At 59.2% G+C, this 23286-nt stretch carries 16 protein-coding genes and 1 pseudogene; 2 read left to right on the top strand and 15 right to left on the bottom strand.

The window, feature by feature from the left end:
• Positions 1-237: 237 nt before the first annotated feature.
• On the bottom strand, positions 238-1062 hold the full coding sequence (locus tag AU509_RS04990; RefSeq protein WP_085653167.1) for an alpha/beta fold hydrolase: 825 nt from the start codon (positions 1060-1062) through the stop codon (positions 238-240).
• Between the two features lie 114 nt (positions 1063-1176).
• Between AU509_RS04990 and AU509_RS04985 the strand changes: the two genes are divergently transcribed.
• The gene (locus tag AU509_RS04985; RefSeq protein WP_162896339.1) at positions 1177-1596 is read left to right on the top strand and encodes a thiamine pyrophosphate-dependent enzyme; all 420 of its coding nucleotides are present in this window, start codon (positions 1177-1179) and stop codon (positions 1594-1596) included.
• A gap of 496 nt (positions 1597-2092) precedes the next feature.
• A complete protein-coding gene (locus AU509_RS04980; protein ID WP_094117796.1) occupies positions 2093-3598 on the top strand; it encodes a sugar porter family MFS transporter in 1506 nt (501 codons plus the stop codon).
• A gap of 104 nt (positions 3599-3702) precedes the next feature.
• Here AU509_RS04980 and AU509_RS04975 read toward each other — a convergent pair whose 3' ends face one another.
• The 14 genes and pseudogenes from AU509_RS04975 to AU509_RS04920 all read right to left on the bottom strand — a co-directional run bounded on the left by AU509_RS04975 (position 3703) and on the right by AU509_RS04920 (position 22799).
• Entirely contained in the window at positions 3703-4551 is an 849-nt protein-coding gene (locus AU509_RS04975) for a GRP family sugar transporter (protein WP_085653160.1), read from the bottom strand.
• Between the two features lie 97 nt (positions 4552-4648).
• Positions 4649-5434 (bottom strand): glucose-1-dehydrogenase, encoded by a 786-nt coding sequence (locus tag AU509_RS04970; RefSeq protein ID WP_094117795.1) that lies wholly within the window; start codon positions 5432-5434, stop codon positions 4649-4651.
• Positions 5435-5961: 527 nt separating this feature from the next.
• The gene (eutR, locus tag AU509_RS04965) at positions 5962-7002 is read right to left on the bottom strand and encodes an HTH-type transcriptional regulator EutR (RefSeq protein ID WP_085653157.1); all 1041 of its coding nucleotides are present in this window, start codon (positions 7000-7002) and stop codon (positions 5962-5964) included.
• 108 nt (positions 7003-7110) lie between these two features.
• Positions 7111-8432: pseudogene (locus AU509_RS04960) on the bottom strand (aldehyde dehydrogenase family protein).
• Between the two features lie 348 nt (positions 8433-8780).
• Positions 8781-10037, bottom strand: a complete 1257-nt coding sequence (ccrA, locus tag AU509_RS04955) for a crotonyl-CoA carboxylase/reductase (RefSeq protein ID WP_094117794.1) — start codon at positions 10035-10037, stop codon at positions 8781-8783.
• A gap of 156 nt (positions 10038-10193) precedes the next feature.
• Positions 10194-10634: a PaaI family thioesterase gene (locus AU509_RS04950; RefSeq protein ID WP_085653155.1), complete on the bottom strand. Its 441-nt coding sequence runs from the start codon at positions 10632-10634 to the stop codon at positions 10194-10196.
• A 180-nt stretch (positions 10635-10814) separates the two neighbouring features.
• A complete protein-coding gene (locus AU509_RS18525; protein WP_254901528.1) occupies positions 10815-16076 on the bottom strand; it encodes a type I polyketide synthase in 5262 nt (1753 codons plus the stop codon).
• Positions 15980-18925 carry a type I polyketide synthase gene (locus tag AU509_RS18520; protein WP_254901522.1) on the bottom strand — a complete coding sequence of 982 codons (2946 nt, stop codon included), beginning with the start codon at positions 18923-18925 and terminating at the stop codon, positions 15980-15982. The genes AU509_RS18525 and AU509_RS18520 overlap by 97 nt, the downstream gene beginning before the upstream one ends.
• 114 nt (positions 18926-19039) lie before the next feature.
• Positions 19040-20359 (bottom strand): class I adenylate-forming enzyme family protein, encoded by a 1320-nt coding sequence (locus tag AU509_RS04940; protein ID WP_254901521.1) that lies wholly within the window; start codon positions 20357-20359, stop codon positions 19040-19042.
• Positions 20359-20715, bottom strand: a complete 357-nt coding sequence (locus AU509_RS04935) for a hypothetical protein (protein WP_217809648.1) — start codon at positions 20713-20715, stop codon at positions 20359-20361. Before AU509_RS04935 ends, AU509_RS04940 begins: the two co-directional genes overlap by 1 nt.
• On the bottom strand, positions 20652-20894 hold the full coding sequence (locus tag AU509_RS18260; RefSeq protein WP_217809647.1) for a hypothetical protein: 243 nt from the start codon (positions 20892-20894) through the stop codon (positions 20652-20654). The genes AU509_RS04935 and AU509_RS18260 overlap by 64 nt, the downstream gene beginning before the upstream one ends.
• The gene (locus AU509_RS04930; protein ID WP_094117793.1) at positions 20891-22039 is read right to left on the bottom strand and encodes a beta-ketoacyl-[acyl-carrier-protein] synthase family protein; all 1149 of its coding nucleotides are present in this window, start codon (positions 22037-22039) and stop codon (positions 20891-20893) included. Before AU509_RS04930 ends, AU509_RS18260 begins: the two co-directional genes overlap by 4 nt.
• A complete protein-coding gene (locus tag AU509_RS04925) occupies positions 22033-22530 on the bottom strand; it encodes a 3-hydroxyacyl-ACP dehydratase FabZ family protein (protein ID WP_205756452.1) in 498 nt (165 codons plus the stop codon). The genes AU509_RS04930 and AU509_RS04925 overlap by 7 nt, the downstream gene beginning before the upstream one ends.
• A complete protein-coding gene (locus tag AU509_RS04920) occupies positions 22527-22799 on the bottom strand; it encodes an acyl carrier protein (protein ID WP_085653149.1) in 273 nt (90 codons plus the stop codon). The genes AU509_RS04925 and AU509_RS04920 overlap by 4 nt, the downstream gene beginning before the upstream one ends.
• Positions 22800-23286 lie beyond the last annotated feature (487 nt).

Below are 23286 nucleotides of genomic sequence, written 5' to 3'. Positions count from 1 at the left end.
AAAGCTTAAATACGCTTCTAGGCAAACTATTAGCTGTATCCTCTTTGTGTCATCACCAGGGAAATATATTCTTATCGGATGGGGATTAATGCTAGGTGGGCATAAGTTGTGAATGTATTTATTTTCAATGAAAAAAATAAATAATAATCGTTCGTATACAGTGTATTTATAATATTAAGCGACATCCTATTTCAGGGAAAACGAGCCTCCCAGACGGAGACTCGAATGAGAGGGGCATTAGTCGACCGACCGAATAAACTCCAGCAGATCTTGATTCAACCGATCTCGGTGGGTCTGGGTAATGGCGTGTGGCGCACCTTCATAGACCTTAAGTTGGGCGTTTTTGATCATCTCTGCGGCCACCTTGCCCGTAGACTCGAACGGCACGACCTGGTCGGCGTCGCCGTGGATAACCAGCGTGGGAACGTTGATGCTGTGCATATCCGGGCGGAAGTCTGTTTCAGAGAACGCGGTGACGCAGTCGAGCGTACTCTTGAGAGAGGCCAGCAGGGCGATATTCAGCGTTTGAGTCAGCACACCGTCTGAGACCTGCATCCCTTTGTTGAGGCCGTAAAACGGTGTCGCAAAATCACTGATAAATTGCGCGCGGTCATGCACGATCCCCTCTCGGATACCGTCAATAACCTGTGGGTCCACGCCCTCCGGATAATCACCCGACTTCATCAGCTTCGGGGTGACTGCGCTGAGTAACGCCAGTGCGCTGACGCGATGAGAACCGTGGCGGTGGAGGTAGCGGGAAACGTCGCCGCCGCCCATCGAAAAGCCGATCAGCGTTATCTCGTCCAACTGTAGATGTTCGACCAATTCGTGGATATCGTCGGCCAGCGTATCATAGTGGTATCCGTTCCACGGCTGGTCGGAACGCCCGAAGCCGCGGCGGTCAAAGGCGATGGCCCTGAAGCCGTGTTCGGCGAAGAAATGCAGCTGACTGTCCCACATATCCGCATCCAGCGGCCAGCCGTGGCTGAACAGCAGCGGCTTACCTTTCCCCCAATCCTTGTAATACAGCTGAGTACCGTCTTTCGTTCTGAACGTGCTCATGCGTAACACCTCTGAAACGTTGCGAATAGGAAGACGAATGCGTATTCCAGACCCGCTCGGTGCCGGTTTGGAGCGACGCAGACGATACTTTTCAGCTTAGCAGGATATCTTTATTTGACCGGTTCGCCGCAGCGGCGGCATCCGCTTTTCATCGGTGACGGGGCTTTTCAGATTTCCTGTCATGAGCTGGCGACGTTAATGCGTCTCGGTCTGGCTCCCGTTATTTTTCTGCTCAACAACAACGGCGACACGATTGAGCGTTATATCCTGGGGGAGAACTCGTTCTACAACACGATACCGTCAATGCGCTACACCGAGCTGCTTCATGCTATGGGCGGCGGAGAGGATGTCGTCGGCACGGTAGTCGAAAATGGCGCCCAGCTTGATGCCGCGCTGGAACTCGCCGAGCATGCGAAGTCACTCACGTTGATTGAAGTCAGGCTGACGGAAATGGACGGATCGCAGGCGTTGAAAAGGCTGTGTAGCAACTGCAACCGTTTTAATTTTGGGGTGACGCCTCCCCGCCGTCCATAGCGCGGTGCGCGCTCTGCAGACCACCTTGTCTGTGTGGTCTGCAATGATGTCTCATTGGCGGGTGAATGATCTTCCATTAACTCTGGTTATTCTTGGCCGCTTATGAGTGATATTTATTGCGCCGCGTTTTGCTACGTTACGCTTTATTTTTTTCGTGTTGTTTTTTGTCGGTTTTTCGCTATTTCTCGGAGGGTAAATTATATTTCCTTACCTGCCGCATAACTATTGCTTATATATGAAATCACCCTTATTTCCTGTGGGCGTTATTCCTGCTTAGGTGTTTGTGATATATCGATCTGATACGAAATAATTTTTCAGTAAAGTGTATTTTTATTCAGGGGTGACAGTCACGGGATGTTATGCTATATCTATAAATACTGCATCTCACGGTCGATAATATCGTCACCAGACGGTATGTCCGAATATATCATCAACAACCACCTTTCGAAAAAATATATATGCCACGATTAACACTCACTTGAAATAAAGGAAATTTATGTCTGATGTACACGACGACAGCGACAAATATAGTGATAAACCACCGGTGGTATTACCGGCTGACAATGAAAAGTTATCCGACACGTCCGATAGTGAAAATAACAGCTTTTTAAGCGCTGATGCCTTTTTATTGACAGCAACTGCCATAGCCGCCATTGCGGGATTCTTATATGGCTATGATACCGGGATTATTTCCGGCGCTCTGCTGCAAATCACCCATGACTTTTCGCTTTCTTCCCATGCTCAGGAGCTGGTCACCAGCGCCATATTAGTCGGCGCCGTCGTCGGCGCCCTGTCTTGCGGTAAACTTTCCAGCGTGCTGGGGCGGCGGTACACGGTGATGATCGTCGCCGCGATCTTCGCACTGGGGGTCATCGGCTCCGGTTTGTCCGCCAATGCCTATTATCTCGGTGCCGCGCGGCTGGTGCTGGGGTTCGCCGTCGGGGGCGCGTCGCAGATTGTACCGGTCTATATTGCCGAGCTGGCCCCGCCGGAGAAACGCGGTCGTCTGGTCACGTTCTTCAATATTTCAATCGGGATCGGCATTCTCACCGCGGCGCTGGTCGGGACGTTCCTACAGGATCTGTGGTCCTGGCGCATGATGTTCGCCGTCGCGGCGATCCCCGCGGTGATCCTACTGATCGGCATGCTACCGCTGCCGGAAAGTCCGCGCTGGCTGGTGGGTAAGAAGCGCATGAAGGAAGCCCACGTCGCGCTGGACACGGTGCGAGAGACTGCACGGGAAGTGCGCCGCGAGATCAAGGCCATTCAGCGAGTCCATGAACGCGCCAAACGCAAATCGACCGGCAGTTGGAAAGACCTGAAGCAGCCGTGGCTGCGCCCGGCGCTGATCGTCGGATTGGGCATTGCCGCGTTTACCCAGCTCTCCGGCATCGAAATGATGATTTACTACACGCCGACTTTCCTGACCGGCGCAGGTTTCAGCCGGGACACGGCGCTGCATTCCGCGCTGGGTGTGGCGGCTATTTATCTGGTGCTGACTATCGTGGGTAAGCTGTTGGTCGACCGTATCGGCCGCCGTACGCTGACGCTTTATATGATCCCCGGCGCTGTCATTAGCCTGGCCTTGCTGGGGCTGATGTTCCGATTGAACGCCAACGGCGGTCAGCACGGCTGGCTGATTGTGGCCTGTCTGTTCGCCTTTATGGTGTTCAACTCGGGCGGGATTCAGGTCATCGGCTGGCTGGTCGGCTCGGAGGTTTACCCGTTAGGCGTACGTGAAAAGGCCAGCAGCCTGCATGCGGCCACGCTGTGGGGCTCTAACCTGCTGCTCACCTCTACCGCGTTGTCGATGGTGAATCTGCTGGGCATCGGCGGCGCCATGTGGTTCTACGCGTTGCTGAATCTGCTGGGGTTCGTCTTCATCTACTTCATGATGCCGGAAACGAAAGGGCGCAGTCTGGAAGAGATCGAAACTTCTCTGAAAGAAGGGCGTTTTTATCCCCGCAGCCAGCGTGAACAGGTTGTCACGCAGAAACCGTAACACGCACATCTGAGGGGCATCGCCCCCTCTTTTTTGGGCTTCATATTCCCGGCGACCGTCAGGCCCGCTTCCTGATAGTGCGGTCGCAGGCGCAATGGCACGCGTCAAATCTGACTGATGATAATCCCGCCGCTCAAAACCAGCGCCAGACCGATAAGGGTCAGGATCAGCTCCAGGCGGGTTTTATGTTCCTTCAGGATAAAAATCCCGCCCAGCGTGGAAATAATCACGCTCATCTGCGACAGCGTAAATCCGGTTGCGACCCCGTTACGTTGTGCGGAGATTAAATACCCCAACGCGGCTGCCGCAAAGATGAACCCGGGCAGCATACTCAAGTAGGTCTGTTTCTCTTTGAGTGAACGGCCGAGCTGCTTGATTGAGAGCAGAAGCGACATCACCACCATGCCCGCCGTTTGCGGCAGAAAGGCGTCCCACCCGCTGAGATTAAACATACGGGGCAGGGCGGAATAGCCGACGTAGCCGAACATCGACACGATCAGAATACCTACCCCGGTCAGCAGATGCTGATCTTGCGAGGCGCTTTTCTTTGAGGTGTAGGTGGTCATATACACGCCGACGATCACCAGAAAGATGGCGAAAAAGCCCAGCATTTTGGTGGTTTTCCACTCGCCGAAAAAGCATACGCTGAACAGGGACGTCCCAATCAGTTGCAGCCCGGTAGACACGGGCATGGCTTTCGACACATCGATTTTCGTGAAGGAGACGTACTGCAAATATTGACCAAAGGCCCAGCACATTCCCGAACCGGCGCCCCCGATGACCACCGGCCATACCAGATTCGCTGGCACGAAGATCGCGACGGCGAGAGCGACGACGAAAGCGCCCAGCGTAGTGCCAATGATCTGGTTGTTGGGCGAGCCGCCAATCGAGGACACCACGAGTGGGAGGATCCCCCAGAATAGCGCCGGGATCAGCGCGATCATTATGTTCATGCCTATGTCTCTCTTTGGGGATTAACGACATCTCCTCCTCCCTCCGGCCGGTGGCGCGGAGAGAAAAGGAGCTGAGTTGGCGGATGGCGCGGAAAAATTATCCCTGTCCGCCTTGGAAAGAGGGGTAGAGCGTCATGCCGCCGTCGGCGAACAGCGTAATGCCGGTGACGTAGGAGGCTTGCTCAGAGGCGAGCCAGGCCGTGATGTTGGCGATCTCTTCGGGTTCGCCCGCGCGTTTCATCGGGATCATTTTTTCCAGCGCCGCGCGCTTCTCTGGATCGTTCATTTTTTCTTTATTGATGGGGGTATTGATGGCGCCCGGGCCGATCCCGTTGATGCGAATACCTTTGTCCGCATATTCCAGCGCCAGCGTCTGCGTCAGCAGCTTCACGCCCCCTTTGCTGGCTGCGTAGCTGGCGAAGGTTGGCCACGGGATCTGCTCGTGTACGGAAGACATGTTGATGACGGTGCCCTGAATGTTATTTTTCAGGAAATACTGGATGGCGATTTTGGCGGTCAGAAAATAGCTGGTCAGGTTGACGGAGATCACCTGATTCCAGTCATCCAGCGTCGCTTCATGCGAGGGCATCTGTTTCTCGATACCGGCGTTATTCACCAGAATATCAAGACGTCCGAAGGTGTCGATGGCTGTTTCAAGTACCTTTTGCGTATGCGCTTCCAGACTAATATCGCCTTTGAAGAGGACGGCTTTCCCACCGCTCTGTTCGATAGATTTTGCCACCTCATTCGCCCCGTCATCGTCCGAGCGGTAACACACGACCACGTTGACTTTTTCTGCCCCGAAACGCTTGGCAATCGCCGCGCCAATGCCTTTCGATGCACCAGTGACAATCGCCACCTTACCCTGTAAATCATTGAACATATTAACTTTCCTCACAGTGAGAGTGTGTTTGTACTGTTTTTTACACGTCGCTATACACCCAGGGGTGTCAAGCCGGTGGTATAGGGGATGGCGCGGTCAACGCCGGGAGCGCAATGTCGCTGCCGCGTCGCCGTGGAACCAGGAAGAGGGCGCTTTTGCCTCAGGACAATCGGCGGATGCGTCGCCACGCTGCGGCTTTTTATCACCGACGACGGACCCTGATGCGGGTAGGCGCTCCTCCCGACAAGGCGCGTCATCATTCACGTCGTCAGAGTATAGTTCATGTCAGTTTTTTCTCTTTTTGACGGCCGAAAAGCAGCGAAACACGCTGGCTTTTGCCGCGAATGTCGCGGGACGTTCGAGGTTGAGATGCCCAAGCGAGTGGAAAATGCGGTGACGGCGGATGTCAGAGAGTCTGGCATTCAGGCCGCGTATTAGGGGGCGAGCGCATTGTATCGATGGCTCGCTGAGAGGGCCGCCCCGATGCGACCCCTCTTGAGGGCGGCTTAGAGCCTCCCGGCCAGCCGTCAGTGTGGGGAGTGGCGCCGCAAGGTCAGCGAAGGTTTTTCGTTAAACAATTTCTGATAGTCGCTGGCGAACTGGCTCAAATGCCAGAACCCCCACTGCATCGCGGCATCTTGCACCGTACGGTGCGGGGTGTCGGGGTCGACCAATTCACGCCGCACCGCGTTGAGGCGAATAATTTTAAGCCAGGCGTTGGGGGCGATGCCTAATACATTCTGGAAGGCGTTTTGCAGGGTACGACGGCTGACGTGCAGCCGGTTGCACAGATCCAGAACGGTGACCGGCTCCGAGGTTTGGCTCAGCACATACTCCCGCGCAAAGGCGATCAGCTTGCGGTGATGGTGATTCTGCGCCGGTTCTGTGGGCGGCTGGACGTTTTCCAGAAACGACATCAGCATCGTGAGCAGATTATGGTTTAACAGCTTCTGCGTGTTGCGCTGTTTCATCACCTGCGGAAAATGGCCGCTGTACCACAGCGCGTGGCGGATGTACTCGCACAGCTGTTCCTTGTTGCTGAGATCCATCTGTAGCGTGGAGCCCTGTGTTAGCCGTTCGGTCAGCCACTGCGGATCGCTGAGCGCGCCGATGTATTGCTGGAGCACCTCGTGCGAGATCACGACGCCGAGAATGGAAAAGTCGTCCGGCGTCGACAGCTCGAACTCTTTCCCTCCGGGGCTGACGGCAATGCCGTACTTGTCCAGCGGCTGCGCGTTGATAAATCCCATGTTCTCCTGCGTGGAGGGAATACCGAACCACACCGAGCCCGCCCAGGTCATGCAGGATTGCCGTAAAGCAAGGTTGGTGTATTCGTGACAGAGCTGCATGCCGTCCAACAGCAGTTCCTGTAGCTCGCCGCGAAAATGACCGGGGGAAACCTGATCGTAGAGCTGCTGCCAGGCGGTGATGGTGCGAGACTGGGCGTAAACGTCCTGCGTGTAACGCTGGTGCATCGGGTGAGTTTGACTCAGTAACGCCTGGACGGCTTCAGGAGGTGTCGGCTGGGTGTCGAGCTGATGCGGATGAAGGTGATTGCCTGTTTTCATCTGTCGTTTCCTCCGGTAAAACCTTTGCGCCGCGCAGGGCGCAATGATCCGATGGGCAAGCGTCCCTGCCGCTGGGTGCCAGCGGCAGAGGCATTTAGCATACGAAAACTAGACGATGCGAAACATATCCACCATCACACAACGGCGGATACGGACGAAAGTATGAGCTGACGTCACCCCTTCGCCGGTCGGCGTGGAAATGGTCATGGACGTACAGCCCTCGCCCCCGAATCCCAGCCCGGCGATACAGGGGCCGTTCTTCACGAAAATGCTGGTGTTGATGCGGTTGGCCATCTTGTGCAGGTGGGTGATGTTGGTTGAGTGCATCGCCGCCGTATGGCGACATCCGCCCTCCAGCCGCACCGCCAGTTCGATGGCGTCGTTCACGTCAGCCACGCGCACGACGGGCAGCACCGGCATCATCATCTCCGTCACGGCGAAAGGGTGGTCCGCCGGGGTTTCCGCCAGCAGCAGCCGTGTGCTATCGCTAACGTCCAGACCAATTGCCGCGGCGATCTTCGCGGCATCGCGCCCTACCCAGTCGCGGCTGGGGCGGCCTTTGCCGTGTTCGTCGATATCGGTCAGCAGCAGCGGCAGTAGCTGCTCCACTTGCTCGTTGGTCAGCAATACCGCGTGGTGCCGCTGCATATCGGCCAGCAACGCATCGGCCACGCTGTCGACGACGATCGCCACTTTCTCATCGACGCAGATAATATTGTTGTCGAAGGACGCGCCGCGCACGATATCGCGGGCGGCGCGGGCAATGTCCGCGGTTTCATCCACCACGACGGGCGGGTTGCCTGCGCCAGCGGCGATCAGACGCTTGTCCGTATGTTTGCGGGCGGCTTCCACCACGGCTTCGCCGCCGGTCACGACCAATAGGCTAATGCCCGGATGACAAAACAGGCGCTGAGCGGTTTCGATATTCGGGTCTTCGACGGTGACCAGCAGATTCTCGGGGCCGCCTGCGGCCACTATCGCTCTGTTCAGCAGGCTGATGGTGTGCAAAGAGACCTTCTTCGCCGAGGGATGGGGCGCAAACACGATGCTATTGCCTGCGGCGATCATGCTGATGGCGTTATTGATCACGGTCGCGGCCGGGTTGGTTGAAGGGGTGACCGACGCCACTACGCCCCAGGGGGCGTTTTCGATCAGCGTCATCCCGTTGTCGCCGGTGAGCACCTGGCCGCCAGACTTTCCGTTCCCGGCGTGCTGCGCGCCTGGGAGACGTTTTTGGCATATTTGTCGGTGACGCGGCCCATACCCGTTTCGGCCACGGCCATTTCCGCCAGCACCTGAGCGTAGCGCTCGCCGGCCTCGCGGATCGCCGCAATCACTCTTTGCCGCAACACTACATTATCCAGCTGCTTCTGCGCTTGCGCGGCTGCATTCACCGCCTCATCCAATGAGGCAAAAACACCGTATTGCATATCGAATTTAGGCGCCGGGCATACCGGAGCATCGGGCTCGAATATTGACTGTTCCATACGTGAATCCTCCAGGATAAGTTCAGACCCCATCTGCATAGCGATAGACATGCGGAATCGTTTTCCCTGCGAGCGTTGGGGCGGCGATCACCTGTGCGGCCGCACTCTTATCGGTCGCACCGCGGACAGATTAATCGCGTGAATCTGTCCGCGTTTTGGCGCTGCTGTCGCTCGCGGGCTATGGGCATGTTGCGACGCTTCAGTGAATGTCACTATCAAAAATCGGCAAACTTCCCTTAAGTTTGAAGCGCGTCATAAATTGGCGTTTTCTCTCCAAACGGTATGACGCGTTCACAATGTGGCCGCTTGCGGCTTGGCCTTCCTTCTTTGTTCTTGTTCCTTCACGGCTCCCAGCCCTGCTGAAGGCGCATTGACCAATATCGCGGCATTGCCGTGAAGTTTGCCCTCCATCAACTCCTGATGGGCGCGGGGGATATCGTCGAATGCAAAGACTCGATTCAGCGTGGGGGAGAGCCGTTTCTGATTGACCAGATGCAGGAATTCGCCACATTCCCTGATGTTGGCGTAGTGAGAACCCTGAATGCGTTTTTGATGCATCCACAGGTGGCGGACATCAAAATCGCAGTTGTACCCGGAGGTGCCGCCGACGGTGACAATCATGCCGGAGTGATCGCAAATCTGCAGCGAGGTAGGAAACGTGTCCTGACCGGAATGCTCGATCACCAGTTTCGGCAGATCTTTTTTGCCGAGCGCTTTGAAATAGTCGCGTCGGAATTGCGCGAAACCGCGGCTCCAGGCGGCGTACTCGCTGGAGTCCAGATTGGGCAAGCGGCCCAGATAGTTATAGTGATTGCGCAAAAGATAGCCCACCGCGCCGAGTGAGCGAATGTAGTCTCCTTTTTCTGCGCTCGACACCACGCCGATGGCAAGCCCTCCCAGCGCGTTGACGATCTGCACCGACATCGATCCCAGCCCACCGGCGGCTCCCCAGATGAGGACGGGATCGCCGGGCTTCACGTGGTTTGGAACCCAGTGGGTCAGCTGCTTGTAGGCGGTAGGGCCGTTCAACATCAGCGTGGCGCTCTCTTCCCAGGTAAGAAACGCCGGTTTGGGGAAACACTGGTAGTCTTCGACGCGGGTATATTCCGCAAACGAGCCAAAGTTTCTCTCGTAACCGTAAATTTCCTGACTGCGCACAAACATGGGATCGGGCGCGAGACGGGATTCCAGCGACGTGGCGTCGTAAACCGAACAGGAGACGACGACCGCATCGCCGGGTTTGACGTTCGTCACTTCAGCACCGACGGCGCAGACGATCCCGGCGGCCTCGGAACCACCGATATGGAAAGGCTCTGCGTCTTTAGACTTTTTCTTGCGGGCGGCGATGATATCCACCGGTTTGCCCAGCGCCGCCCAAACATTGTTGTAGTTAAGTCCCGCCGCCATCACATGAATCAGGACCTGTTTCGGCGACAGCGTCGGAATCGCGACGATCTCCCGTTGAATCGCATGGAGAGGTTCGCCATAGCGTTCGGGCCGGATAATGTAAGCGTTCATCGTTTCCGGAATATCAAAATGCTGGTCCATTTTCTTCACTCCCTGTTGACTGCTCTACGGCTGCCCTGCACGGCAGGCATTGTCGGCCGGCTCGCGTCTGTCGCGTGAGCGCCTTGCGGACAGTCCGTTGGACGATATTGTTCCTATTGGTGCATTTCAGTGACCCGTGATGTCCGCGCGGGAGGGTTACTGGCCTTCGCTCACGCTCTCTTCGCGCTGACTGGTCATAACTATCCCGGTCGCGGTGGCGCATTTTCCCCCGTGCGCGCTGTACAACACGGCCGAGACAAAAGCGATATCACGACTCTTTTTGTCGATTACGGCATCGATGCGGCAGGGTTTTTTCCGGATGACCCGCAGCATCTTCACCGAAAGCTCTACCACACCTGCCGGTCTACCGCCGAAGGAGTGAAATCCGCACAGACCGATGGCGCACTCCAGCGCCGCGCTGATGACGGCTCCGTTGATACCGACCGTCTTTAAAGTACCGAACCCACCCTGATGGCAGGGGTTGTTGTCACCGACTTCCAACACGAGATGTTGCTCATCGCAGTCGATGACGCGAAACCCTAGCGCTTTGAACAACGGCGAATCGTTAAACACCTGTAAACCTTGAGCGGTCACCATTCATCCTCTCTCTGAGTGGTACGTCAGAGGACATCTTTGTGGTCATAAGCGCCGCCTACCCATGACGGCTTCACCATGACGATGCCTTCCCGTAATTGAGCCTATTTAGCGACCTCGCCGCGGTTAACGGCGAGGTCGCGCCTGAGGTTATTGCCGCACGTCTTCGTTTTCCCTGAGGGTTTAATCCTCCTCGGGGTTCAGCGCCATGGCGACCAGCTCGTCAATACTGGCCGACCTGATGTCCTCATCGGGGCTGTCCGGGTGACCGTGTTCGGCGGGCGGTTCGTCGTCATGAGCGAGCCTTAATAGCGCATCAAGCAAATCGCTGCTGCGCAGTCGTGCGATAGGGATGGCGTTGATCGCCTCTCTGATCCGCTCGTCGTCGTCTCCGGCGGCGTCGGGCGTCGGGGCCTCGTCCACTTCGGGGAGCAACTGTTCGCCCAGGAAGGCGGCGAGTGCTTCGGGCGTCGGATAGTCGTAGGTCAGCGTGGCGGGAAGCCGCAGACCGCTAGCCGCCGTCAGACGGTTGCGCAGCTCCAACGCCAGCAGGGAGTCCAGTCCGCTTTCCTTGAACGAGACATCCAACGCGATGTGCGTCGCGTCCTCCTTGCCGAGAATGGCCGCGATACTTTTCGCGATAGCGGATTGCAGATACTTGAGACGCGCGCCCGACTCCAGGGCGGCGAGCTCTTTGCGCAGATCTGGGCCATCAGCCGTGGCGCGGGACCGACGTGTGGCGCTCAGACCGGCCAGACGCTCCAGCAGCGGATGCAACGTGCCGGAACGGCTGTTGTTGCGCAGGGTTTGTAGATTGAGCGGTACGGCGGCCAGCGCGGCATACGGCAGATCCAGCGCCGCATCGACCAGCGCGTTGCCGTGTTCGGGCGTAATCGGCGCAAAACCGGTGCGGGCGATTCGGGCGTTGTCGGTGTCGCTCAGTGCGCTGGACATGCCGGTGACCGGTTGCCACCAGCCCCAGGCAAGCGAGGTGGCGGGCAAGCCCTGACGGTGGCGGTGTTGCGCCAGACTGTCGAGGAAGACGTTGGCGGCGGCGTAGTTTGCCTGTCCCGGACTCCCCAGCGTACCGGCGCTAGAGGAGTACAGCACGAAGGCGGCCAGATCGTGATGACGCGTTTGCTCATGAAGATGCCAGGCGGCATCGACCTTGGGCGCGAAGACTTTTTGGATGGCTTCCGGCGTCAGCCCTGCCATCGTGGAGTCCGCCAGCAGCCCGGCCGTGTGGAACACGCCCGTCAGCGGACGTTCGGCCGGAATGGCGTCCAGCATGGCGCGTAGCGCGAGCGGATTGGCGATGTCGCAGGCGACGATGTGCGGCGTCGCGCCGAGGCTTTCCAATCGTGCCTTCAACGGCGCCGCGTTGGCGGAAGTTTCGCCCCCGCGACTCGCAAGCAGCAGATGGCGCACGTGATAGGTGGTGACCAGATGCTCCGCCAGAATCGCGGCTAGCGTCCCGGTGCCGCCGGTGACCAGCACCGTCCCCTCAGGGTCGAGCTGATGCGGAAAGGTGAGTACGACCTTTCCGGTGTGACGCCCTTGCTGCATCAGTCGGAACGCCGGTATGGCTTCGCGGATGCCGTAGGCTGTGACGGGCAGCGGTTGCAGCGCGCCGGTCCGCATCAGTTCCAGCAGCTCGCCCAACATTTTCGCGGTGGCTTCCGGGCTGCTGTCGGGGCGTTCGAGATAGTGATAGCCGATCCCCGGATATTGGGTGTTCACTCGCTGCTCGTCGCGAACATCGGTTTTACCGATTTCGATAAAGCGGCCTTGATCCGCCATCAACGCCATGGATGCATCAATGAATTCGCCGGTCAGCGAGTTCAGCACGACGTTGAGGCCGTTGCCGCCCATAGTCGCGTGAAAATGTTCGGCGAAGTCGAGGTTGCGGGAGCTGGCGATATGGTCGTCAGGAATATCGAAACCGCGCAGAATGTCCCACTTGTCCGGATGGGCGGTCGCAAAGATCTCCGCCCCCAGATGGCGAGCCAGCTGGAGCGCCGCCTGACCCACGCCGCCCGCGGCCGCGTGGATGAGGACTTTATCTCCCGCCCGCAGATCCGCCAGATTGACGAGCGCATGATAGGCGGTGAGGAACGACACGGGGACGCTCGCCGCCTGGGCGAACGACCACGTATCTGGCATCGGTACGGCGGTGCGTTGATCGACGATCGTCACCGGACCGAAAGCGCCTTCCGTCATCACCATGACCCTGTCGCCGACGGCGAAACGATCGACGTCTGGGGCGATTTCCGCCACCACGCCGGCTGCTTCGGTGCCGAATTCATGCTGCGGCGGGATCAGTCCCAACGCGCATACCACGTCATAAAAGTTGACGCCTGCGGCCCGTACGTTCAGGCGGATTTGCCCGGCGGCCAGCGGTGCCGCGGCCTCTGGCGCAGGCTTGAGGATCAGGTTGTCGATGCGTCCCGCGTTCGAAATATCCATACGCCAGAGTGGCGCATCGGACGGCGGCGTCAGTAGATCGTCCGTGCTGCTGCGGGTCAGCATCGGGTAGAAAAGTTGCTCGTCCCGCACGGCTAACTGCGACCGCTCGCTGGCCAGCGCTGCGGTAATCCACTCCGTCTTATGCAGCGGACTATCGGTATCCAGCAAGACAATGCGTCCGGGGTATTCGTTCTGGGCCGTATGCAGCAGGCCCCAGATCGTACTTTGCATCAGATCGGGGGCCGCGTGGTCGTCGGTGGAGACGGCGCGTTTCGTTACGACCACCAGCGTGCTTTGAGATAACGGCTCGCTGTTAAGCCAGCTTTGCACGAAAGTGGTGACGTCCTCGGTCAACGCGCGCACGGCGGCGGGCGTGTCGTCGACATGCTCGGGCACCGGCAGCGGCCAGATAATGACGTCGGGCGGCGTGTCCGTCGTCGCTGCCGTCAGTGCGGATAGATCCGGATAAGCGGATAGCGTGGACAACGCCTGAGTGACGTCGGATGACGTGTCCAGCAACGCCCAGTCTGTCACGGGGGGCGCAGTGCGTACGGCGGCGATGGCGTCGGGCAGGCGGCTCCAGGTCGTGCGTAGCAGATCGTGATGAGGCGGCTCGCTCAGCAACTGCCGCAGACGGTCGCGGGTGGTTTCCCGCAGGGTGAGCGCCGAGACAGCCAATACCGGTGTTCCCGTCTCATCAACGGCGGTGATGGCAAGGGTATCGGCGGCGGTGGATCGCAGGCGCGCGCGCAGTTGACGTGCCGGAACGTCGTGGAGCATAACGTCGCTGAACGCGAAGGGCAGGCGCAACTTGTCGTCGCCGTCGTCTGTTGCGGGCAACGCGATGACATGCAGTACGGCATCCAGCAGCGCCGGGTGCAGAATGTGGCCGGCGATCGCAAGCTCGTCGGGCAGTTGCGCATCCACGTAGATATCGTTGCCCTTTCTCCACGCTGACTGCAACCCGCTAAAGGCCGGGCCGTATTCATAGCCTGCGTCTACAAGACGGCTGCGCAATTGCGCCAGATTTATTGATTTGGCACCGGCTGGCGGCCAAGTCTCCGTATCGAATGTCGGCCAAGCGGAAGGTGCCGCCGAGGCCAGCTGTGCCTGCGCGTGGAGCGTCCAGGGCGCTGGTTCGGCATCGTTTTCCGAGGAGGGGCGGGCATGTAGCGTGACGGTGCGGCGGCCTTCTTCTTCCGCGCCCACACGCAGATGCAGGTCCAGATTACCTTGTTCAGGCAGGATCAGGGGCGACTGCAGCGTCAGCTCAAGAATGTGAGGAGACCCGACCATGAGCGCGGCGTGCCGCACCATATCCAGATAGGCGGTGCCGGGAAGCAGCACGACGCCTGCCGCCGCATGATCCGCCAGCCACGCGTGCGTAGACAGGCCGATACGGCCGGTCAGCAACACGCCCTCATCGTCCGGCAGGTCGATAGCGGCGCTGAGCAACGCGTGTTCTGCCGTTCGCTGGCCCGCCGTGGCGACATCGCCGGTGGCAAGCAGATTGAGCCAGTAGTAGCGGTGTTCAAACGGGTAGGTAGGGATGTCGACGACGCGCGCGCCGGGATGCAGGGCGCGCCAGTTGATGTCGTGACCGTTGACGTAAAGCTTCGCCATCGCCTGAGTCAGACAGGCAACGGACGGCTGGTTCTTCTTCATTGTGCCGATTACTGCGGCGGCGTCATCGACGGTTTCTTCCATCGGCGGCAGCAAGACGGAATGCGGGCTGCACTCGAGGAACGTTATGGCGCCGGCGCGGGTCAGCGACTGGATGCGATCGACGAAGTGGACGGGATGGCAGAGATTGTCGCACCAGTATTTGGCGTCCATCCGCGAGCCGTCAAGCGGGGTATCATCGAGATAACCTTCGACGGTGCTGTAGAAGGCGATACGCGTAGGGCGCGGCGTTATGGCGGAAAATAAGGACATCAGCATCGGACGCAGTTTATCCATGCCCGGCGAGTGTCCGGCGACGTCAACGGCGATCCGCTTCGCCCGGATGCCCTCTTTCTTACAGCGTTGCAGGAGACGGGCAATCGCTTCAGTACCACCGGAGACCACGGTGGCGCTGGGGCTGTTAAAGACGGCGAGCGTCAGCGTATCGTCGAGCTTCTCGACGAATGTCCGCGCGTCATCCCCACACAGGCCGATCATCGCCATGGCACCGCTGCCGGACATCGTCAGCATTAGCTGGGAGCGCAGGGCGACAATCTTCACGGCGTCATCCAGAGTGAGCGCGCCAGCGATGTACGCGGCGGCGATTTCTCCCTGGGAGTGCCCGACCACGACATGAGGTTCGATGCCAAAAGACTGCCACAGTCGCGCCAGCGCGATCATGACGGCGAACAGCGCGGGTTGCACGACATCGACGCGCTCGAGCGTCGGCGCGTCCGGCGACGCCCGCAGGACCTCGATCAACGACCAGTCGGTATAAGGCTTCAGCGCCTCGGCGACCTGATCGATGGCCTGGCGATAGACGGAAAACGCGTCGTAGAGTTCCATGCCCATGCCCGGCCACTGTGAGCCTTGACCCGGAAAGACAAAGACACGTTTTCCCGCGCCAGCCGGCGGCACGGTGTTTTTGAGCACCGACGAATGATCGCCGCCTTCCGCCAGCGCCGACAGGCCATTGAGCAGGCTGTCGCGCGTCGGGCCCCATACGGCTGAACGGTAGGGGAAGCGGCTGCGGGAGACGCCCAGCGTGTAGCCGACGTCAATCGGATCCAGCTCAGGCTGGGACAGGAGCAATTCATGCAGGCGCGCAGCCTGATCGCGCAGCGCGGACTCTGTTTTCGCGGCCAGCGGCCACATCATCTCGGCGGGCGCGACGGGATGCTCCGTCGGCACGGTCGGTGCCAATGGCGGCTCCTCGACGATCAGATGACCGTTAGTGCCGGAGACCCCGAACGAGGAGATCGCCGCGCGGCGGGGACGTTCGTCGCTGCGGGGCCAGGGCTGCGCTTCAGTGAGCAGTTCGACCGAACCGGTCGACCAGGCGACCTCCTCTGAGGCGCGGTGACGTGCAGCGTGCGGGGCAATTGCTGATGTTGAAAGGCCATCACCATCTTGATCAGCCCGGCCACCCCGGCGGCGGCCTGCGTATGGCCGATGTTCGATTTAATCGACCCCAGCCGTAAAGGGCGTTCCGCCGGGCGCTGTCCGTAGGTAGCCAGCAGCGCGTTGGCTTCGATCGGATCGCCGAGACGCGTCCCTGTGCCGTGGGCTTCGACGACGTCGACGTCCTCCGGCTGCAATCCGGCATTGGCCAGCGCATGGCGGATGACCTGCTGCTGCGCCGAGCCGTTGGGCGCGGTCAGTCCGTTGGATGCGCCGTCCTGATTGACGGCGCTGCCGCGGATGATGCCTAAAATCGTATGGCCGTCGGCCTGCGCCTGCGACAGCGGTTGCAGCAGGAGCATACCGACGCCTTCGGACAACCCGACGCCGTCGGCCGATGCCGAAAATGCCTTACAACGGCCGTCGGGAGCCAGCACGCGCTGCTGGGAGAAGTCGATCAGAACGCCCGGCGTGGGCATCACCGTTACTCCGCCCGCCAGCGCCAGCTTGCAATCGTTGCTGCGCAGCGCTTCGCAGGCCGTGTGGATCGCCACCAGCGAGGAGGAGCAGGCGGTATCGAGGGTGACGGCTGGACCATTCAGTCCCAGGCTATACGCCACGCGGCCGGAAGCCACGCAGGTGGCAGTGCCCATGTAGCCATAACCGGAAACGTCTTCCGAGGCCTGCTGGAGGTGCGGACCGTACTCGGTGCCCATCACGCCCGCGAAGACGCCGGTGCGGGTGCCGTGCAACGTCGATGGATCGATGCCTGCGCGCTCGATCGCTTCCCACGACACTTCCAGCAGCATGCGCTGCTGCGGCTCGATCGTGACGGCTTCACGCGGAGAGATACCGAAGAAACCGGCATCGAATCCAGTAGCGCCATACAGGAAATTGCTGGTGCGAGCAGAGATCTTGCCGAGTTTGCCCGGTTCCGGATTATAAAGATTGGCCGTATCCCAGCCGCGGTCAGACGGGTAATCACCGACCGCATCGCGGCCTTCGGCGACGAGACGCCACAAGGATTCCGGATCGCTCACTCCGCCGGGATAACGGCAGCTGATCCCGATGATGGCGATAGGCTCGTCGTTATGGCCGTCCTTCGCGTAGTCTTCCAGATCGTCCTCACCCGAGGACAGGCCCAACGCCTGACGAAGATGCTCGGCGACTGCGCGGGGCGTGGGGTGGTCGTAAACCAGCGTGGAGGGCAGTTCGAGGCCCGTCGCGGAGGAGAGCTCTCGAGCCAGTTCCACCACGGTCAGCGAGGTAAAACCGATGTCGCGGAAGGCCTGCGTCTCGGAGACGAAGCGCTGTTCCGTCAGCAGTTCGGTTTTAGCGGCAATGAGTTCCAGAAGGGCTTCCCTCTGCTCCGCCGGGGAGCGGTCGAACAATGCCGCGCTATCGATCATGTCATCCGACTGCGGAGAAGGACGCGAGAGGGTTTCTCCTACTACGACATCGGTATGTGCGGGCGCATGCTGAGCGTCGGGCGTGAGTGTGACGTCAGGGAAAAAACGTTCGCAGACGGCTGGCCAGTCGAGCGATGCGCCGTTGAGGTAGGCATGTGTAAGCGCGAAGATGACGCTCTGTTCATCCCCTTTCCTGCGCTCCAACGTTGAGATCGCCGCGCCCGCGACGCCTTCTTCGCGCAGCAGCTCTTCAATGACCGCCGTGAGGACGGGATGAGGGCTGACTTCGATAAAGAGGCGATAGCCGTCACGAATCATCGCGCGCAAACTTTTCTCGAACATGACGGTTTCACGCAGAATGCTGAACCAATATTCAGGCGTCATCTGATTATTGGCCAACGGTTCACCGAGGACGGACGAGTAAAAGGGAATGCGCGGCGAGGTGAAAGCTTTCGGAGCCTGCTCCACCACCGCGTCGCGCAAAATGTCGACATGGTGGCTGTGGCCCGCCACTTCGCCGCCCGGCACTTTCCATGCCCACAGGCCTTCCGTCTTGAGGACGTCGAGCAACTCCTCCACGGCGGCGAGATCGCCGCTGGCGGTCACGCTTCGGGGACTGTTGATGGCAGCGATGTTGAGCCGACCTTCCCAACGCGACAGCAGCGGTTTTATGCGGTCGACGGATGCGGCGATGGACACCATCGCGCCCTGGCCTTCGATCTGGGTCAGCGTCTTGCCCCACAGGCAGGTGACCTGGGCGGCATCGGCGCTGCTCAGGTAGCCGGAGGCGTAGGCTGCGGCCGCTTCGCCGACGGAGTGACCCACGACCGCCGTTTCTTGTACGCCGAATGAGCGCCACACATCCGCCAGCGCCGAGGCGAGTGCGAATTGAAGCGGTTGAATTTGTACTAACCGGGTGAACGGTTCTTCGGCGACGATGGCGGCCGCCAAATCCCAGTCGGTATGCCGGCGTACCGCTTGGGCATAGTGCTGAAGACGTTCCCGATAAGCGGGGTAACGTTCCATCAGTTCCGCCGTCATGCCCGGCCAGAGAGGCCCTTGTCCGGGGAAGACGAAGACGGGGCGGCAGCGATCGTCGGCGACGCCTTTAATGACATTGCGCGCGGCGCGTCCCAAAACCAGGGCCGTAAGGCCTTTTTCCGCCTCGTTGTGATCCTTCGCGAAGACGGCCCCTCGATGATGCCCATGCGTCTGCGAAAGTTGCCGGACGCAAAGGGCGTGCAGATCCTGGGTGGAAGAGGCCTTTTTCACCTCGGTCAGCAGACTGTCGGCCGCGGCTGACAGGGCATCGGGGGAGTTGCCTGATACGATCAGGGGTAAATTCATCAAATTCATGTGACTCATCCTTTTGTCGAGGCGGGGGCCGGTTAGGGCGCTGTTTTTCTCCAGCCGGTGCTGGAGGCGGGATGTAGCACCAGATGCGTCGGCTGTTCGCTACGCAGCAATACGCTACCGAGCTGTCGTCGAATGTCGTTTTCCTTCAGCGACGCATCTTCGCAGTAAACGTCGAGCGTAAATGCCGCGTCCTCGCCGTCGCCGTTCTGTACCCAGGCTTCCGCTCTCACCACGCCGGGAAGGGTTTCGGCGATTTCGCAGATGGATTTCATGCATACTTTCTCCCCGCCGGCTCATCACATAGCTGGGTTGCCGTTGGCGGAAGAAGAGGTAGCCTGCGTGGTCGATCTCGAACAGATCGCCGGTGTGGATCACGCGCTTACCGTCGTCGTTGGTTTCCGTTTCTTCAGTGTGCTGACCTAACCGCTGTTTCATCCCTGTGGCGGTTTCGACGATCAGTTCACCTACCGTGTCGTCGGGATGCTCTTTCTTCAATGAAATGTTCACGCCTTCCATCGGTACGCCGACTGAGGCGTAGCGTTCGGGCGACTCCAGGTGGGCGGCCAGCGTCGCTACCCGAGGGCCGGCCTGAGTCAGACCATAGGTTAGGTAAACCTCAAGGCCGGGATTACGCGTCAGGAGTGCTTCCACTGAGGATGGCGCGAGCGCATCGCCGCCGACGGTCAGTCGACGCAAGGGGGACGGGAGTTTGCCGGATTCAGATTGCAGCCAGGCATTCACCATCAGCGGTGTCAGCGAGGACTGCGCTATCTGGTAGTCGCGGATCGTCCGTTCATAGTGCAAAGGCGTGAACGGCGGACCGGCGATAATGGCGGTGCCGCCGAGTGAAAACGTCGTCAGCAACTGCGCGACGAAGGCATAGGAGTAGTACATGGGCAGATTAATGAGTACCCGGTCTTCGGCCGTTTGTCCGATCGCTTCGGCGTGGCGTAACCCGTTGAGTAACAGTGCGTCGAGGCTGAACAGACAGCCGCTGAAGATGCCGGAGGTGCCGGACGTCAGCAGGATCACCTCTCCCGGCTGATAGTATCGGACGCTCAAATCGTCCAGATAGTTGAGTTTGATGCGTTCAGACAGCGGGTAGGCGCTGATCTGCGGTAGTCCCTTGGGGGTATTCAGCGAAATCAGCGCATTGGCGCCAAGCACGGCGGCGATACGATAAATACGAGACGGCGGCGCGGAAGAGGGCAGCAGTACCGGAACGGCGCCCAGCGTTAGCAGGGCGAAGACGATGGTCACGAACTCGATGCTGTTTGGGATGGTGATCATCACCGGCTCGCCGGGCTGTAACCCCAGATCCTGCATGTTATCCAGCACCTCGGAGAAGTTGGGGACGGCCTCAGACCGATCCACCTGCACCAGCGTATCCAAGAAGCGTTGCGCCGCCTCAGGCGTCATATTTTTGATCGTCATCAGTAAGTTCCTCCCTCGTCCTGGTGGGTGAAGATGACGCTAGTGACCGTATGTCCGGCGGCGTCCGCCTCGTGACAGGTGACGATCACATGGCTGGCCGCGTGTTCACTGAGCCAGGTTTTGGCGATCGCAGCGGCGGCGGGAAGTCCTTGTTCCGCAGGCATCGAGAGCACCATGCTCGGGCCGTTAAAGCCGAGGAATTGGCCCGGAAGGGCGCAGACCAGCCCAGGACAGGCGCCGGAGAAGCGCAGTGGAGAGATGCGCCCCGACGCGATGACGGCACCGATCTCTCTCAGGGTATGCGCCGTACACTGGTCGCTGATTGCGATATGTCCACGGTGCGCTTGGCGGCGCAAATCGCCTCTCTGTCCTCTTCCAGAGCAAGTTCGACCGCGTCATAGACCAGCCATGCCAACGGATCGGCGTAGAGCGATGCTTTCCGCCCGGTTTTCATGGCGGCTAAATCCTCTGCAACGGCGCGACCAAAGCCGACGGCGGGCAGTCCGCATGTGGCGATAACATCCTGTTCGTTCATACTGTCGCACCCTCCCATTTCTGGAAAACGAGGCAGGTATTGAAGCCGCCGAAGCCCAGCGTCACGCTGATCCCGTAGCCATAACGTATCGGCATCGGGGCGCCCGCAGGCATCGGCAGCGTGACTTCAGGCATCGGCGTTTTCAGCCCCTGAATCGGTGGTACATGACCGGTTTCCAGCGCCTTCAACACTGCGACGGCTTCGATAGCGCCCGTCGCCCCCAGCGCGTGTCCGAGCGCGCCCTTGGTCGCAAAAAGGGTGGGGGGATGAGGCACGTCGGAGAACAGTTGGGCGTAGGCGCGGGCTTCCACCAGATCGTTGGTCGCCGTGCCGGTGGCATGCGCATTAATGATGGAAACGTCCGACGGCGCGATCCCTGCGCTTTGCAGCGCCCGCTCGACCGCCAATACGACGTTTCGGCCCGATATATCCGGTGCAACGGCGCTGGCGGCGTCATTCGAGGAACCGGCGCCCGCGAGGATGCCGTAAGGCTGCGCCCCTCTGGCTTGCGCATGCGCTGCGGTTTCAAGCACCAGAAACGCGGCGCCTTCTCCGAGTAGCGTGCCGTTGTGGCTGACGTCGAACGCATTCAGATGGTCGGGTGACAGCGTGCCGAGTCGTGAATGACTAAGCCGTTTGCCCAGCGTGAGCGTGTCTGCGCCGCCGCAGACGCAGATTTCCGTCATGCCGCTCTTTAGCAGAGCCAGTCCTGCCTGGATGGCGTCAGCACCGGCGGAGCAGGCGGTGGAAACCGTCACTGGGGCGTTGATGCAGCCCGCTTCGTAGGCCGCCCTGTTGGACCACGCGGATAGTGAAACGGTATGCTCCGGCTGGTCGAGATGGGCGCCGAAGCTGGTGCCGATCACGGGCAGTAGACCGGGATCGTCCGCAGAAAGTCCGGCGTCCTCGACGGCGCGCGCCAGCGTGGCGCGCGTCAGGCAATCCTGACGTTTGTCCGGCGGCCAATGTAACGGCAGTTCGGGCACAACGGCGGCGTAGTTGGTGCGTAAAGGCAGCGGCGAAGCGATCTCCACGATGCCGGACTCGCCGGCGAGCAGAGATTCCCACGCGGCGTACAGCTCTGAGCCGAGCGCCGTTGACCACGCCATCCCGGTGACCCAGACAGGCGAGCTCGTGTCTACCATAGCTGTTCTCCCAACACTGAAATGTCTTTACGGACGAGAGAGCCTTTCAGCGTGCCGACCACCTGGCCGGAAACCTCGGCCTGGCAGGTAAACGTCATGAAGTCGTCACGCAAGCTGTCGCAGTGCATGTTGAAGATCAGGACGTCGCCGGGGACCACGACTCGGGTGAATCTCGCCTTCACCGAGCCGACGAGCGTGATTTCGTCCTGCCGCAGCGGCGAGGTCGAGACTTGAAACAGGATGATCCCGGCCTGGGAAATGGCCTGCATCATGTGGCTGGCCGGAAAGACGGCCCGTTCAGGGAAATGTCCGGCGATGGCGTCGGTCTGGCCGGAAACGGCCATCAGGGCCGTCAGACTTTTCCCTGGCTGATAATCCGTGACGCGGTCAAGGAAAATCATCGGATGGCGATGCCGCAGCCAGCGCTTCAGTTCAGTGAATCCCATGACGCGTGAAGACGGCGTTGTCGGTTGAGTTGTCATCTCGTTCATTGGGCATTTTCCCCTTGTACAGAGGAAGAGGTGAGGCGCTTGACCAGTTGCGTTAGCGTGTTGACGGAGTGGAAGTGTTCCGGCGTAAAGTATTCATCTTCAATCTTGATGTTGAAGGCGTATTCGCACTGCGCTCTGAGTTCGCTGAACCCCAGAGAGTCCAGCCCGAGGCCGTCTCGCAGGTTGATGTTCGGGTCAATATCCGAGCGGGGAGTACTGATGAAAAGGTCGTCGACCAGAATGCCGATCAGGGTGTCTTCAATGTTCAAAGTGGTATCTCCATATAGCCGATTAACAGATGACGTTCAGTGTGAATAAGCAGGACGTCGCGGTGACGTCCTGATAAAACCAAAAAGACTTAATACGGATAACCCGATGGTGTTTGGCGCAAACTTGAAAAAGAAATAATAATCCTGAGGTAATACTTATTGTTTGATACTTTTTATTTCACTAATACAACTAATTTTGGGGAAATGACGCTAAGGTTCTGAATGGTTATCCATTCACGTGAAGTTAGCCGTTTATTTTATAGGGCTCTTTATATTCATCGATGAGGAGCCTGGTGGTCATGTTTTGTAAATCATCTCTTGTAATATTGATGATTGAGCCTGCCGGGGCTCGATTACGGTTGTTTCTTTATTCCTGCTATGGAATATACTCTTCTTTTTTAAACGTTTAATAAAAAGACATGAAATAAACAATAGCGTTAATTCAATACCACTCGGAACCACTAAGAATCATTAAGAAAAACAAAAC

It is taken from the genome of Lonsdalea britannica (assembly GCF_002111595.1).
Taxonomy (GTDB): domain Bacteria; phylum Pseudomonadota; class Gammaproteobacteria; order Enterobacterales; family Enterobacteriaceae; genus Lonsdalea; species Lonsdalea britannica.
This window is presented reverse-complemented; position numbering and strand designations above follow the sequence as displayed.

Coding starts and splice junctions, on each gene's coding strand:
- AU509_RS04990 (WP_085653167.1), bottom strand. CDS start 1,062: ATGAGCACGTTCAGAACGAAAGACGGTACTCAGCTGTATTACAAGGAT.
- AU509_RS04980 (WP_094117796.1), top strand. CDS start 2,093: ATGTCTGATGTACACGACGACAGCGACAAATATAGTGATAAACCACCG.
- AU509_RS04975 (WP_085653160.1), bottom strand. CDS start 4,551: ATGAACATAATGATCGCGCTGATCCCGGCGCTATTCTGGGGGATCCTC.
- AU509_RS04970 (WP_094117795.1), bottom strand. CDS start 5,434: ATGTTCAATGATTTACAGGGTAAGGTGGCGATTGTCACTGGTGCATCG.
- eutR (WP_085653157.1), bottom strand. CDS start 7,002: ATGAAAACAGGCAATCACCTTCATCCGCATCAGCTCGACACCCAGCCG.
- ccrA (WP_094117794.1), bottom strand. CDS start 10,037: ATGGACCAGCATTTTGATATTCCGGAAACGATGAACGCTTACATTATC.
- AU509_RS04950 (WP_085653155.1), bottom strand. CDS start 10,634: ATGGTGACCGCTCAAGGTTTACAGGTGTTTAACGATTCGCCGTTGTTC.
- AU509_RS18520 (WP_254901522.1), bottom strand. CDS start 18,925: ATGAATTTGATGAATTTACCCCTGATCGTATCAGGCAACTCCCCCGAT.
- AU509_RS04940 (WP_254901521.1), bottom strand. CDS start 20,359: ATGACGATCAAAAATATGACGCCTGAGGCGGCGCAACGCTTCTTGGAT.
- AU509_RS18260 (WP_217809647.1), bottom strand. CDS start 20,894: ATGAACGAACAGGATGTTATCGCCACATGCGGACTGCCCGCCGTCGGC.
- AU509_RS04930 (WP_094117793.1), bottom strand. CDS start 22,039: ATGGTAGACACGAGCTCGCCTGTCTGGGTCACCGGGATGGCGTGGTCA.
- AU509_RS04925 (WP_205756452.1), bottom strand. CDS start 22,530: ATGAACGAGATGACAACTCAACCGACAACGCCGTCTTCACGCGTCATG.